Here is a 13,132-nt window from a genome sequence, read left to right as displayed (position 1 = left end):
GGCCTTTTAGACACCCAGCTCTTTTCGCGAAGCAAGAGCGAGTGCGGCGATGAGGTCTTCGGACATGGGGCGGGTCGGCGAGAAGGTGACGCCAGTCTTTGACGCCTTGAGCCCGGCTGCGGCGATGTCGTCCGAATATGCGCTAATCGCGCCCTTGCTGACATACAGCCCGCATTGTTTGCTGAAGGCGCCATAGCCCGCGATCACCAAACCCTGTGCGGCAAATCCGGGCATATTGTACTGGATGAGCTCTTGCGCGTCGGGAAGCGCCTGCGCAAGCCGGGCGCGCACGAAATCAAGCAGCGGACGGAGCGCTTCGGGCGCCGCAGCGATATAGGCGTCGTGATCGGCAAAGGTGGCCATGCGTTACTATTGGCAATCGGCCGTACTCTCGCAACCGAAAAAATGTCCGCAGTCAGACGGTGACCGGTCAGCGTTTCTCTAGAACCGCAGCACTTCGATGATGCGCTTGAGGGCTTTGCGCAGATGCTTGTGGCGTTTGTCGCCGAGATCTTCGGCTAGGGTCTGCTCGAGATGGGCCCAGTGATCCTCGATGGCCTGGCGCATGGCGTGGCCCTGTTGGGAGAGGCGCGCGCCGGGCTCCATTTCGGGCCCGACTGCGAGACGCAACAGAAGGTCGCGGCCTTCGAGGCGGGCCAGTCGCGCATCGAGCTGGTCGGTGGGCAGGCCGGTGAACGCGACGAGCGCGTCGGTTGTCGTGCCGGCCGGATCGGCAAGGCCGAGCAGGATGGCATCGTCGCCAGCCTCGAGCCCGCGTGCCGCGAGCGGGGCGAGCAAGGCCTGCCGGGCCAGATGGCCCGCTTCGATCAGACGGTAAAGGGTCGAGCCGGCGGCGGATTTGCTCATGGATATTGATCTAGCCAAAACCGGGGCTCGCGTCGAATCGCCTTTGGCGGGAAAGTTAATCAGGGGCCGCATTGCTTGTCCGCGCTCCTGGTGCGCTATAGGGTCGATACTGAAATTTTCCGGGGGCGGGCAGTGCCGCTGACTTTCGTGAACGAGAATGACGCGTTTGCCGATGGGCGTGTGAGCGCGGAGACAATCGCCATTCTGCCGGTTGGTGCAACCGAGGCGCACGGCCCCCATCTCCCCGTTTCGACCGATTGCGACATCGCCGAGGGCCATCTTAGCGCTCTTGGGTCCTACCTCTCCAGCCCCGTCGACGCAGCCGTGCTGCCCATCCAGCGCATAGGCGCATCGCGCGAGCATTTGTGGGCCGATGGGACGCAGAGCAAAGAAGAGGGCGCACTGATTGCCGAATGGTTCGCCATTGCCGGGGAATGGGCGAGGGCAGGGGGAAAGCGGCTGGTGATCGTCTCGAGCCATGGGGGCAACACCCCGGTCGTGGAGAGCGTGATCCTCAAGGCGCGGGCCGAACTGGGCCTTTTGGCCGTGAGCACCGCCTGGATGCGGTTCGGCATGCCCGAGGGGCTGTTTAGCGAGCATGAACGGAAATACGGCATCCATGGCGGGGCGATCGAGACCGCGCTGATGCTGCATTATTTTCCCCATAAGGTGGAAATGGATCGGGCCGCCCATTTCGGGTCGTCTCTGGAAACCATCGAGGCGGGCATGACCCATCTTTCAGCTTACGGGCGGCATCGGTTCGGGTGGTTGAGCAAGGACCTCAATCGGTTTGGCGTGGTGGGCGATGCTCGTGCGGCAAGCGCCGAAAAGGGCGCGGCGCTGGCCGATCATATCCTTAAAGGTTTTGCGCAACTGCTTGACGAGGTGGCCCGGTTCGACCTTTCTTGGCTCCGGGATTCGCAAAAGGAGAGTGAATGAGCCAGGACCTGGCCCGTATAAGGGCGTTCGTGCAGGTGTTCGATGCCGGCGGCTTTTCGGCCGCCGCGCGCATTCACGGCCGGTCCAAGGCGCTGCTTTCCAAATATGTGACCGACCTCGAGGATTATCTCGGGGTGCGGCTGATGAACCGCACGACGCGCAAGCTCAGCCTGACCGAAGCGGGCGAGGCCTATTATCGCGAGGTGCGCGAAATCCTGTCCCAGCTCGACGATCTGGACGCCACGATCACCGAACAGACGGCGGCGCCGCGCGGCATATTGCGCGTTTCGGCGCCGCGCAATTTCGGGGAATCGACGCTGCTCGAGCCGCTGTTCGAATTTACCCGCGCCCATCCCGACGTGACGCTCGACCTGCGGCTCGAAGATCGCATGGTCGATCTGGTGGAAGAGGGGATCGATGTGGCGCTGCGGATTTCGCGGATGTCGGACACCTCATTGATCGCCCGCAAGATCGCCGAAACCTCGGTGGCGGTGTGCGCGACGCCCGAGGTGATCAAGGCCTATGGGGTGCCCCAGACGCCCGAGGCGCTCAAGGGTGTGCCGTGCATCGTCGACACAAACATGACCGGACAGGCCAATTGGCAGTTCGTCGAGGACGGACGGACGATTGCCATTCATGTGGATGGGCCGGTCCGCGTCAATTCTCCCGCCGGGGCGCTGGTTGCGGCACAAAAGGGCCTCGGTTTCGCGCTATTGCCCAGTTTCCTGGCCGATTCGGCCATCGAGAAGGGGGAATTGGTGCCGGTGCTGACCGAATATCTGCCACAGCGTCCATTCCTGCAGGCGGTCTATCCGCACCGCAGGCATTTGTCGGGCAAGGTGCGGGCGCTTATCGACTTTCTCGTCGAATGGTTCGAAACCCACCCGGTCAATTCCTGATCCCATGGCCCGAAATTTTCTCAAGTCGATAGCCGCCGGTTGCCTTGCCGCGCTGGTTGGATGGGTTGGCCCGGCGACCGCGCATCCGCATGTCTGGATCGACGCGGCGGGCGAAGTGCTGTTCGAAGACGGCGCAATCGTGGGCATGCGCCACCACTGGACGTTCGACGAATATTTTTCGGCCTGGGCCATTCAGGGACTCGATGCGGATGGAGACGGGGTACTGACGCCCACCGAACTGCAACCGCTGGCCGAGGAAAATATCGAGGGGCTCGATTTTTACTCCTATTATACGTTCGGCGATCCCGACGGGCTCGATGGCCACGCGGCGGTAGCCGGCGCCAGCGATCCGTCCATGGTCTATGAGGACGGGCAGGTAACGCTCACGTTTTCGATGAATTTTGCCGAACCCCAGTCGGTCGGCGGCATTTATGACATCGAGGTGGGCGACCCGGAATATTATGCAGCCTTTACGTTTCCAAACGAAAATTCGGTGACGCTGGAAGGGGCGCCGGAGGGGTGCAGCGTGGTTTCCAAGGAACCGCAGCCCATCGATCCCGAGCTCGAGGAACGGCTGTGGATGCTGGGGCCGGACGTGACCGAAATCCCCGCCGATCTGCGCGAGGCGGCGCGGGCCATGGCCAATCTGGTAACGGTGACCTGCCCGGGGGGCGTGCCGGCGACGGCGCTCGACGCGATTGGCGAGGCAACGGCCCAGCGCCCCGCATCGCCCTTTTCCGCGCCACCGCCGGAGACCTCGCTGGTGCCCACGCAGGGCGGATTTTTCGGCTGGGTGAGCCAGCAGCAGCGCAGCTTTTATGGCGCCATGACGTCGGCCCTGGGCGCGCTGCGCAGCGACGGCAACGCCTTTTGGCTGCTGGGAGGACTGAGTTTTCTCTACGGTGTCTTCCACGCTGCCGGGCCGGGGCACGGAAAGGTCGTGATCTCGTCTTATGTGCTGGCCAGCGAGCGCCAGTTGCGGCGCGGCATCGTTCTGAGCTTTTTGTCGGCCATGATGCAATCGGCGGTGGCGGTGGCTTTCGTTCTGGTTGCGGCAAGCGTGTTGCAACTGACATCGATGGCCATGAGCCGCGCGGCGTGGTGGATGGAGATCATATCCTATGGGTTGGTTGCCCTGCTCGGCGCATGGCTGGCGGCGCGCAAGCTGGTGTTTCCCCACAAACACCATCACGGGCATTCTCATGCCCATTCGCATGACCACACCCATGATGACCACGCCCACGACGACCACGCATGCGACCACCATGTGGTGGCGCCCCAGCAGGCGCGGGGCGGGTGGAAAGAATCTTTGGGGGTCGTTCTTTCGGTGGGGTTGCGACCATGCTCGGGCGCGCTGGTGGTTCTGGTCTTTGCGCTGAGCCAGGGCGTTCTGGCGGCGGGTATTGCCGCTACGTTCCTTATGGGGCTGGGAACGGCGATAACGGTGGCGGTCCTTGCATCGGCCGCCGTCTATCTCAAGGGCGGCGCCCTGCGGCTGACCGGAGGGGGCATGGCCGGCGAATCGGTGGTCTGGTGGCTGGAGATGATTGGGGCGCTGCTGGTCATGGCGTTCGGGATGATCTTGTTTTTCGCGGCGATCTAGAGCCGTTCAGGATTTGATTGAATCAAATCCTTGGCTCTAAGCCTTTATTTTATCGCGTGTCCGAACCGCAAAACCGTTTCCACTTTTGCTGGACACGCTCCAGGCGCGCAAAGCCGACGTATTAGCGGTCAAATGGCCGCATGTTTTCGCCAGAGTGTTGCCCCGGCAGGCTTTGGCGCTATTGTGCGCATCAACAAAAACAAAGACCTCACACCCCGCATTCCTCAGGATACCGATGAACGCCCATCTGCCACCCGATCATCCGCCCGTCAAACCGCGCAAAATCGGGGTTTTGCTGCTCAATCTGGGTACGCCCGACGGAACCGATTACTGGAGCGTGCGGCGCTATCTCAAGGAATTCCTCTCCGACCCGCGTGTCATCGAGACGCCAAAATGGCTGTGGTGGCCGATTCTCAATTTCGGCATATTGTCGTTCCGGCCGCAAAAGACCGGCGCCAATTACGCCAAGATCTGGGACAAGCGGACCAATGAAAGCCCGCTGCGGGTGATTACGCGCGGACAGGCAGAGAAACTGCAGCAGGCCATGGCGGCGGACGGGGTGGCCGTCGAATACGGCATGCGCTACGGCAATCCTTCGACCGAAAGCGCGATCAAAAAGCTCCATGAGCAGGGGTGCGACAAGATCCTGCTGTTCCCGCTCTATCCGCAATATTCGGCGACGACGACGGCCACAGCCAACGACCAGGCATTCCGGGCGCTCGCCAATATCCGCTGGCAGCCCGCGGTGCGGACCGTCCCGGCCTATTTCGAAGACGATATCTACGTCGAGACGCTGGCAAATTCGATCCGCGAGGGGGTCGAAAAGCTCGATTTCGAGCCCGATCTGGTGATCACCTCCTATCACGGCATGCCCAAAACCTATCTCGACAAGGGCGACCCCTATCACTGCCAGTGCCACAAGACGACGCGGCTGGTGCGCGAGAAGCTCGGCTGGCCCAAAGAGAAGATCATGCTGACCTTCCAGAGCCGGTTCGGACCCACCGAATGGCTGCGGCCCTATACCGACGAGACGCTCAAAGAGCTTCCGGGCAAGGGGATCAAGAAAGTCGCGATCCTGGCCCCGGCATTTTCCGCCGATTGCATCGAAACGCTCGAGGAAATCGCCATCGGGGGCGAAGAGGAATTCATGCATGCTGGCGGCGAGCGCTATGCCTATATCCCGTGCCTCAACGATACGCCGGACGGCATGGCGATGATCGAAAGCGTCGTGCGCCGCGAACTGTCGGGCTGGCTGTAGGCGGCAACCTCACGATTGTCAGCGGTCGGGCCCGACCGTAAAGTCCTTGCCGTGGGACCGGCCATGAGTCGGGCAAGAGGGAAGGCTAAACATGGACGGATTTTCGATAGTCCTGATCGTTGTCGGCATTCTGGCCGTCATGGTGTTGTTCGCCGGGGTCAAGACTGTACCACAGGGGCACAATTACACGGTTGAGCGGTTCGGGCGCTATACGCGCACCCTCAAGCCGGGGCTCAACATCATCGTCCCTTTTATCGATGGCATCGGGCGCAAGCTCAACATGATGGAGCAGGTGCTCGACGTGCCGCACCAGGAAGTCATCACCAAGGACAACGCCTCGATCACGGCGGACGGGGTGACCTTCTATCAGATCCTCGACGCGGCGCAGGCGGCCTATGAGATCTCCAATCTCGAACAGGGCGTACTCAACCTCACCATGACCAATATCCGCTCGGTCATGGGCTCGCTCGATCTGGACGAACTGCTCTCCAATCGCGACGAAATCAATTCGCGCGTGCTCCGGGTCGTCGATGCGGCGGTTGCGCCCTGGGGCGTCAAGATCACGCGCATCGAGATCAAGGATATCGAGCCTCCGCGCGATCTCGTCGATGCCATGGGACGGCAGATGAAGGCCGAGCGCGATCGACGCGCGGTGATCCTTGAGGCCGAAGGGCAAAGACAGGCGCAAATTCTCAAGGCCGAGGGCGAAAAACAGGCACAGGTGCTCGAGGCCGAGGGCCGGCGCGAAGCGGCGTTCCGCGATGCCGAGGCGCGCGAGAGGGCCGCCGAGGCCGAAGCCAAGGCGACCGAGATGGTCTCGGAAGCCATTGCCAAGGGCGACGTGCAGGCCATCAACTATTTCGTGGCCAACAATTACGTCAAGGCGCTCGAAAAGATCGCCTCGGCGCCCAACCAGAAAGTGCTGATGCTGCCGCTGGAGGCGGCCAATGTGATCGGGGCGCTGGGCGGGGTCGCCGAAATCGCCCGCGAGGCCTTCGGGGGCGAGGCGCCACGGCGCAATGTTCCGGGCCGACCGCCATCGACACGCAGCGAAAGCTAGGATCATGGACATCATCGCGCTGATTGGCGAGAACGCAGGCTGGGCGTGGCTGATTTTCGGGCTCGTGCTGCTGGGCGCCGAACTTTTGGTTCCGGGTGTCTTCATGGTCTGGCTCGGCGGCGCGGCGCTGCTGACCGGGCTGACGGTGTTTCAGACGGGCATCGGGTGGCCATTGCAGTGGGGGCTGTTCGGCATCCTTTCGGTGGCACTGGTGAGCGGCTGGCTGGCCTATTCGCGGCGGCGGCACGGCGATGCCCCGCCGAGTGAAGACCCGCTTATCAACGCGCGCACGGCACGGTTGCTGGGCCGGGAGACCGCGCTTGTCGAGGCGATCAGCGACGGTGTGGGGCGGGTGCGGATCGATGATACGCTCTGGCGCGTTTCGGGACCCGACCTTCCAGCGGGGTCGCATGTGCGGATCACCGGCGCGCGCGGCGGGCTTCTGGAGGTCGAGGCCGTCGGCTAGAGCCGTTCAGGATTTGATTGAATCAAATCCTTGGCTCTAAGCCTTTGTTTTATCGCGTGTCCGAACCGCAAAACCGTTTCCACTTTTGCTGGACGCGCTCCAATTGCCGCGATCCCCCGTGATTTCGTAGCCAGCGTAAGGGTTTATTAACCATAAGTTGAAAGCCTCCGGTTACACTTTCCGGATTCGCGCTCTTGGATTTCAACGCCCGAATAATTCTCGTGCTGGCCCTTGGGGGAGCCGGCGCCCTGGCCGGCGCCGCGATGGCGCTTGCGCAGGGAGACGGATCGGGGACGGACAATCCCGATCTTTTGCGCGGATCGCTGGGCGTGGGGTGCCGACCGGGGACGCTGTGCCAGTTTCCGGCTACCGATGCGAGTGTGCCGGTGAGCCCGCCAACCCAGCCGCTGCCGCTCGCTGCGCCATCGCCTGCTGTGGCCGTCACTCCGCCGGCACCTGCCCGGCCGGCATATGCCGTCGAGCCTTTGCCAGCGGCCATGGCCGCCCCCCTTTCCACGGATACGGCCGATTGGGGCGAGCTTGGCTACGGGGTTGCGCTGCGGGGCGCCTATGTGCGCAGCGGCTCGGCCGAGCACTTCGAGATGCTGGCCATTCCATCTGTTTCCTATTCGCGCTCCGGTGGGGTGACCGATGTGACGCTGGACGCCTCGGCGACGCTGGTTGCGCCGCAATCGGATGATGTGCGGGTTGGGGCGGCCAATGTGTCGACCGACATCGTCCATCGTCTCTCACCGTCGGCGGGCCTGGCGTTCAATGGAGATCTTGCGCTCTCCCAGGACGCCCCGGACGGATTGAGCACCGACGAGGCGGACCTGGCCAGTGCGCCGGTTTCGGTTTCGGGGGCGGCGGGGGTCGGCTATACGCACCGGTTCGGCAATTTCAGCGTGACGGGCACAGGGGAACTCGCACGCGACTGGGTCGGTGAAGCGACGCGGGCCGATGACACGGTGATCGACAACAGCCATGAAGGCGCGACGCGTTATGGCGGGGCGCTCAGGGTCGGGTACGACCTGACGCCGGTTGTTGGCGTATTCGGGCAGGGAGGCGCGGGGCGAACTGAATTTGACGGCATCGATCCCGATCTCGGGGCCAGCCGCTCGGGCGATGATTTCGAACTGCGGGGCGGGATCACGGCCAACTGGTCCGATGTCGTGACACTGGAGGCGTCGGTCGGATCGGGGTGGCGGATGTTTGATGCCGCCGCCATCCCTGAAGCGCAGACCTGGCTCTATGGCGTCTCGCTGGACTACAGCCCAACAACGGCCACCGCGTTCACGGCGCGCCTTGAGACCGAACTGACGCCCGGATCGGGTGGCTCAGGGGCGAGCGCAACCTACGATATTGGCCTTGAGGCCCGGCACAGGGCCAATTCCTGGCTCGGCCTGCGGGCATCGGTGGGCGCGCAGTGGGAGGTGCCCGAGGACGGTTCGGCGACCAGCCGGAGCTATTCGGCGGGGCTGGGGGCCGATGTTGCGCTCGGCCAGCACACCACGGCGACGCTCGACTATGATTATGGGTTGCGCGAGGACCCCGCCGCGGCGGGTGCCAGCCGCGACGAGCATCGGATCAGCGGCGGCGTCAGTCTTCAATATTGATCGGGGTATCGCCGGTCAGGGTCTTGAGTTCGCTCAGAAATGCATCGGCAATATCGGGCCGATCGAGCGCGAAAGCGACGTTGGCGGTCAGAAAACCGATCTTGGAGCCGCAATCGAAGACCTGTCCATCGTATTTGACGCCGATGAAGGGCTGGCGGTCCATGAGATAGCGCATGGCGTCGGTGATCTGGATTTCACCGCCGGCGCCCACTGTCTGTTCGCCCAGGAGCGAGAAGATTTCCGGCTGCAGGATGTAGCGGCCCGAAATGATGAGGTTGGAGGGTGCGTCCTCGGGTTTGGGCTTTTCGACCATGCCGGTGATGGCGAAGCCCTTGTCGGGGCCTTCGCCGCGGGCGATCACGCCATATGAGGAGACGTCTTCAGGCGCGCATTCCTCGACGGCGATGATGTTGCCGCCCGATTCCTCGTAGGTGTCCATCATCTGCTTGAGGACGCCGGGAGAGGATTTGAAGATCATGTCGGGCAGGAGCAGCGCGAAGGGTTCGCGCCCGACGATGTCGCGGGCGCACCAGACGGCGTGGCCCAAGCCCAGCGGCTCCTGCTGGCGGGTGAAGCTCGATTGGCCGGCCCTGGGGAGATCGCGGCGAAGCTGTTCGAGGGCCGCGGTCTTGCCGCGGGCTTCCAGTGTGGCTTCGAGTTCGAACTGACGGTCGAAATGGTCCTCGATGACGCCCTTGTTGCGGCCGGTGACGAAAACGAAATGCTCGATGCCCGCCTCGCGGGCTTCGTCGACCGCGTATTGGATGACGGGCTTGTCGACGACCGTCAGCATCTCCTTTGGCATGGCCTTGGTGGCGGGAAGAAACCTTGTTCCAAGGCCGGCGACGGGAAAGACTGCTGTACGGACTCTCTGGACCACTTCATACTCCCACGAAATTGCTTTGACATAAACTAAGACAGTTTCAATGTCTTAATGCAAGATTGTGGTGACAGTTGCATGCCAGCGATGCATGCGGAGGCACAAAGCGGATTTAAGGACAATCATGGCTATTCTGGTCACTGGCGGTGCGGGATATATCGGCTCGCACATGGTGTTGCATCTTGCCGATGCGGGGGAGAACGTCGTGGTGCTCGACAACCTGACCACCGGTTTTCCCTGGCTGGTCGATCATCGGGTCAAGCTCGTCGAAGGCAATGTGGCGGATGGCGAACTTGTGTCAAAGGTCATTGCCGAGCATGAGATTAAGTCCATCATCCATTTCGCCGGATCGATCGTCGTGCCGGAATCGGTGGAAAACCCGCTCAAATATTACAAGAACAACACGGCCAACACGCGCGACCTGATCGAAGCCGCGGTGGCCGGCGGGGTCAGACATTTCATTTTTTCCTCCACTGCCGCCGTTTACGGCATGGTGGGGCTCGAGCCGGTGGCAGAGGACGCGATCCTTTCGCCGGTCTCGCCCTATGGGCGGTCCAAACTGATGAGCGAATGGATGCTGGCCGACGTGGCGGCGGCCCATCCGATCACTTATGGGGTGCTGCGCTATTTCAACGTGGCGGGCGCCGACCCGCAGATGCGCTCAGGGCAATCGACGGCGGGCGCCACCCATCTCATCAAGGTTGCTGTGCAGACGGCGCTGGGACACCGCGACAAGATGAACGTATTCGGGGACGATTATCCGACGCCTGACGGGACCTGCGTGCGCGATTATATTCACGTCTCCGACCTCGTCGCGGCTCACGGGCTGCTGCTCGGCCATCTGCGCGGTGGCGGGGAGAGCATCACGGTCAATTGCGGCTATGGGCGCGGGTTTTCGGTCGATGAGGTTGTCTCGACGGTCAAATCGGTGACAGGCATCGATTTTCCCGTCGAACACGGACCGCGCAGGCCGGGCGATCCGGCCTCGATCGTGGCGGGGGCCGACAGGATCAAGGCGTTGGGCTGGGTGCCCAAGCATGACGACCTCGCCGGAATCGTGGAGATGGCCTATAAATGGGAAAAATATCTCGATACCCGCAACGATCGGCCCTCCATTCTCTGATCGGAGCGGTTTTCGTCTGGCTGGGCCTGGCCGGAGCGGTATTGGCGCAGCCCGTCGAAAGCTTTGACGCGTTCAAGGACCGGATGGAGACGGTTGCGGTTGCCAATGGCATAGGCCGCGATTTTTATCGGGCTGTGATGGGGCCGGTTCAGCCCGACCCTTCGATCCCGTCGCTGATTTCGGGACAGCCCGAATTCGTGACGCCTGTCTGGGAGTATCTCGATGCGCGGATCGGGTCGGGGCGCATTGGGCGTGGGCAGGCGGCGGTGGCGGCCAATGGGGACCTGCTGGGCGCAATCGGGCAGCGCTATGGGGTCGATCCTTATGTTCTGGCGGCGATCTGGGGAATGGAGTCCGACTATGGGGCCGTGTTGTCCAATCGCTCGCTCATCAAGCCGATCATTGCGTCTCTCGCAACGCTCGCCCATCAGCGGCGCGGGCGGGTGGCCGAGGACGAGGCCGAACTGATCGCCGCTTTGCGGATAGCGCAGGCGCGGGGATCGGGGGAGGGGCTGGTTGGCTCGTGGGCCGGGGCGCTTGGGCATTTGCAGCTTATCCCCACGGCCTATCTGCAATACGGACAGGATGGGGACGGGGACGGAGTCGTCGATCCGCACACTTCGCTGGCCGACGCTTTGGCCTCCTCGGCCAATTATCTGCGTGGGCTGGGATATCAGCCCGGACTTGATTGGGGCTTTGAGGTCGATGTGCCCGAAGGGTTCGATTATCTTTTGGCCGACCGGGACATCTTTCGGCCCATAAGCTTTTTTGCCGAACGGGGGGTGGCGCGGGTGGCCGGGCGTTCGTTTTCCGATCCGGGCACCGATGTGTTCCTCTACGTGCCGGCGGGAGCGGAGGGGCCGAAATTTCTGATGACGCGCAATTATCTGGTGTTCAAGGGCTATAATTTCTCCGATTCCTACGCCATGGCCGTGGCCCATCTGACCGACCGGCTCAAGGGTGGAGGAGCGTTCGTGACCCCATGGCCGCGCGGGGCGCAATTTCCCAATCGCCAGCAGCGGATCGATATTCAGACGATGCTGGCGCGGCTGGGGTATTACCAGGGCGTTGTCGACGGCAATATCGGGCCGGTGACGCAGGCGGCTTATGCGCGGTTTCAGGCAGACGCCGGGCTGGTGGCTGACGGGTTCGTGACCCTCGATGCCCACCAAAGGCTTCGCGATGCGCTTTGAGGCGCGCGGGATTTGGATTAGAAGCGGGTCATGAGCTTGCTGGCAAGGTTTCTGACACTTGTTGTGCTGACGTTCGTTGCCACGTCCGGCGTCGTGGCGCAGGAAAGGACGACGCGCACGCTGTTCGAGGTGCTGTTCGGCTCGCAGAACGAGCAACAACAGCCTCAGCCGCCCGTGACGTCCCAGCCGCGCGCTCAGCCACAACCGTCGGCCCCTTCGGCGCCCAGGGCGCAGCCCGATGCGTCCCGATCGCCCGAAATTGAAAAGTCGGACAATGCGCGCCGGGTGGCGGTATTTGGAGATTCGCTGGCTGTCGATCTGGCGCGGGCTCTGGAGCGATTCTATGCGGGCAATTCCGAGGTTGTGGTCAGCGAACAGGCGGTGGGATCCTCGGGCTTCGTGCGCGACGATTTTTTCGACTGGAACGCGGCCATCGAGGATGAACTTGTTGCCGACAGTTTCGATGTGGCGGTGGTGGCGATCGGGATCAACGATCGCCAGGCGCTCAATGGGGCCGAGGCGCTGTCCGATGCCTGGCGCAGCGCCTATCGCGCGCGCCTCGATGCCTTTCTCGCCGATATCAATGCGGCGGGAAAGCAGGTGATCTGGCTCGAACTACCGCCTATGCAGCAACCGAGCTATGGCGCTGCCATGGCGCAGATTTCCTCGATCCACAAGGCTGCGGTAAACGATTCGGGCGGGGCCTGGGTGGAGACCTATGACCGGTATCTGGGCGAAGATGGCGGCTACAGCGTCGATGGGCCCGATCTCAACGGCAACATCGTCGATATGCGAAAGGGCGATGGCATCCATTTTTCCGCGGCGGGTGCCGACAAGCTCGCCTTTTATATCGACAGGGCGATGGGGGCGACCGGAGGCGGAAGGGTCAGTCTTTCGGGCAGCACGTCCGAAGTTACCGATCTTCTTGCCGGCACCGACGCCGGCGGGATGATCCGACCACCCTATCAGGGGCTCGAGCAGATGCGTCTCGTCGAGATGGCGAGCTTCGTGCAGGATCTTGGCGGAACCACGCAGCGGGCAAGCGACCTCATAATCGCAGGCCAGACGACGGCGGGAACACGCAGCTTCGCGCTCGAGGATATGCTCGATGCGCCGGCCGGACGAGTGGATGCATTCGGGCTGGGCAAGGCCGCTGTCGAAATCGAAAACCCCGGCGGGCGGTAAGAAAAGCCCCGGAGACTATCCGAGGCTTTTTTATTTCCAATCG

Annotated in this window: 13 protein-coding genes; 10 read left to right on the top strand and 3 right to left on the bottom strand. The window is 62.7% G+C overall.

Annotated features, from left to right (window positions below; genetic code table 11):
* Positions 1-6: 6 nt before the first annotated feature.
* Both KKY_RS13290 and KKY_RS13285 read right to left on the bottom strand, forming a co-directional pair.
* Complete coding sequence (locus KKY_RS13290) at positions 7-363, bottom strand: iron chaperone (protein WP_014131881.1); 357 nt, start codon at positions 361-363, stop codon at positions 7-9.
* Between the two features lie 78 nt (positions 364-441).
* Positions 442-867 (bottom strand): hypothetical protein, encoded by a 426-nt coding sequence (locus KKY_RS13285; RefSeq protein ID WP_014131880.1) that lies wholly within the window; start codon positions 865-867, stop codon positions 442-444.
* Positions 868-942: 75 nt separating this feature from the next.
* On the opposite strand from KKY_RS13285, the gene KKY_RS13280 reads away from it, so the two are divergent.
* The 7 genes from KKY_RS13280 (at position 943) to KKY_RS13250 (ending at position 8,708) form a co-directional block, all read left to right on the top strand.
* Positions 943-1,806, top strand: coding sequence for a creatininase family protein (locus KKY_RS13280; RefSeq protein WP_014131879.1), 864 nt, complete (start codon positions 943-945; stop codon positions 1,804-1,806).
* Positions 1,803-2,705, top strand: coding sequence for a LysR family transcriptional regulator (locus tag KKY_RS13275; protein WP_014131878.1), 903 nt, complete (start codon positions 1,803-1,805; stop codon positions 2,703-2,705). The genes KKY_RS13280 and KKY_RS13275 overlap by 4 nt, the downstream gene beginning before the upstream one ends.
* A 4-nt stretch (positions 2,706-2,709) precedes the next feature.
* Entirely contained in the window at positions 2,710-4,308 is a 1,599-nt protein-coding gene (locus tag KKY_RS20075) for a HoxN/HupN/NixA family nickel/cobalt transporter (RefSeq protein WP_014131877.1), read from the top strand.
* Positions 4,309-4,543: 235 nt separating this feature from the next.
* Positions 4,544-5,566, top strand: a complete 1,023-nt coding sequence (hemH, locus tag KKY_RS13265) for a ferrochelatase (RefSeq protein WP_014131876.1) — start codon at positions 4,544-4,546, stop codon at positions 5,564-5,566.
* Positions 5,567-5,657: 91 nt separating this feature from the next.
* Positions 5,658-6,626, top strand: coding sequence for an SPFH domain-containing protein (locus KKY_RS13260; RefSeq protein ID WP_014131875.1), 969 nt, complete (start codon positions 5,658-5,660; stop codon positions 6,624-6,626).
* Positions 6,627-6,630: 4 nt separating this feature from the next.
* Positions 6,631-7,092: an NfeD family protein gene (locus KKY_RS13255; RefSeq protein WP_014131874.1), complete on the top strand. Its 462-nt coding sequence runs from the start codon at positions 6,631-6,633 to the stop codon at positions 7,090-7,092.
* A 194-nt stretch (positions 7,093-7,286) separates the two neighbouring features.
* Positions 7,287-8,708 carry an outer membrane beta-barrel protein gene (locus KKY_RS13250; RefSeq protein ID WP_014131873.1) on the top strand — a complete coding sequence of 474 codons (1,422 nt, stop codon included), beginning with the start codon at positions 7,287-7,289 and terminating at the stop codon, positions 8,706-8,708.
* Here KKY_RS13250 and galU read toward each other — a convergent pair.
* Positions 8,692-9,588, bottom strand: a complete 897-nt coding sequence (gene galU, locus KKY_RS13245; protein WP_014131872.1) for a UTP--glucose-1-phosphate uridylyltransferase GalU — start codon at positions 9,586-9,588, stop codon at positions 8,692-8,694. The genes KKY_RS13250 and galU overlap by 17 nt on opposite strands.
* A gap of 124 nt (positions 9,589-9,712) precedes the next feature.
* Between galU and galE the strand changes: the two genes are divergently transcribed.
* Genes galE through KKY_RS19680 form a run of 3 tightly spaced genes read left to right on the top strand, consistent with a single transcriptional unit; the run spans position 9,713 to position 13,089 of the window.
* The gene (gene galE, locus KKY_RS13240) at positions 9,713-10,711 is read left to right on the top strand and encodes a UDP-glucose 4-epimerase GalE (RefSeq protein ID WP_014131871.1); all 999 of its coding nucleotides are present in this window, start codon (positions 9,713-9,715) and stop codon (positions 10,709-10,711) included.
* Positions 10,663-11,904, top strand: coding sequence for a lytic murein transglycosylase (locus tag KKY_RS13235; RefSeq protein ID WP_083824098.1), 1,242 nt, complete (start codon positions 10,663-10,665; stop codon positions 11,902-11,904). Before galE ends, KKY_RS13235 begins: the two co-directional genes overlap by 49 nt.
* Positions 11,905-11,934: 30 nt before the next feature.
* Positions 11,935-13,089 carry an SGNH/GDSL hydrolase family protein gene (locus KKY_RS19680; protein ID WP_014131869.1) on the top strand — a complete coding sequence of 385 codons (1,155 nt, stop codon included), beginning with the start codon at positions 11,935-11,937 and terminating at the stop codon, positions 13,087-13,089.
* Positions 13,090-13,132: the final 43 nt, after the last annotated feature.

The organism is Pelagibacterium halotolerans B2 (assembly GCF_000230555.1).
In the GTDB taxonomy this organism is placed as follows: Bacteria; Pseudomonadota; Alphaproteobacteria; order Rhizobiales; family Devosiaceae; genus Pelagibacterium; species Pelagibacterium halotolerans.
The sequence above is the reverse complement of the archived record's forward strand: the minus strand, read 5'-3'. Positions and strand labels throughout refer to the sequence as shown.

What these genes read in the sequence shown, in the direction of transcription:
- KKY_RS13290 (WP_014131881.1), bottom strand. Translation starts at nt 363, where the DNA reads ATGGCCACCTTTGCCGATCACGACGCCTATATCGCTGCGGCGCCCGAA.
- KKY_RS13285 (WP_014131880.1), bottom strand. Translation starts at nt 867, where the DNA reads ATGAGCAAATCCGCCGCCGGCTCGACCCTTTACCGTCTGATCGAAGCG.
- KKY_RS13275 (WP_014131878.1), top strand. Translation starts at nt 1,803, where the DNA reads ATGAGCCAGGACCTGGCCCGTATAAGGGCGTTCGTGCAGGTGTTCGAT.
- KKY_RS20075 (WP_014131877.1), top strand. Translation starts at nt 2,710, where the DNA reads ATGGCCCGAAATTTTCTCAAGTCGATAGCCGCCGGTTGCCTTGCCGCG.
- hemH (WP_014131876.1), top strand. Translation starts at nt 4,544, where the DNA reads ATGAACGCCCATCTGCCACCCGATCATCCGCCCGTCAAACCGCGCAAA.
- KKY_RS13260 (WP_014131875.1), top strand. Translation starts at nt 5,658, where the DNA reads ATGGACGGATTTTCGATAGTCCTGATCGTTGTCGGCATTCTGGCCGTC.
- KKY_RS13255 (WP_014131874.1), top strand. Translation starts at nt 6,631, where the DNA reads ATGGACATCATCGCGCTGATTGGCGAGAACGCAGGCTGGGCGTGGCTG.
- galE (WP_014131871.1), top strand. Translation starts at nt 9,713, where the DNA reads ATGGCTATTCTGGTCACTGGCGGTGCGGGATATATCGGCTCGCACATG.
- KKY_RS13235 (WP_083824098.1), top strand. Translation starts at nt 10,663, where the DNA reads ATGGGAAAAATATCTCGATACCCGCAACGATCGGCCCTCCATTCTCTG.
- KKY_RS19680 (WP_014131869.1), top strand. Translation starts at nt 11,935, where the DNA reads ATGAGCTTGCTGGCAAGGTTTCTGACACTTGTTGTGCTGACGTTCGTT.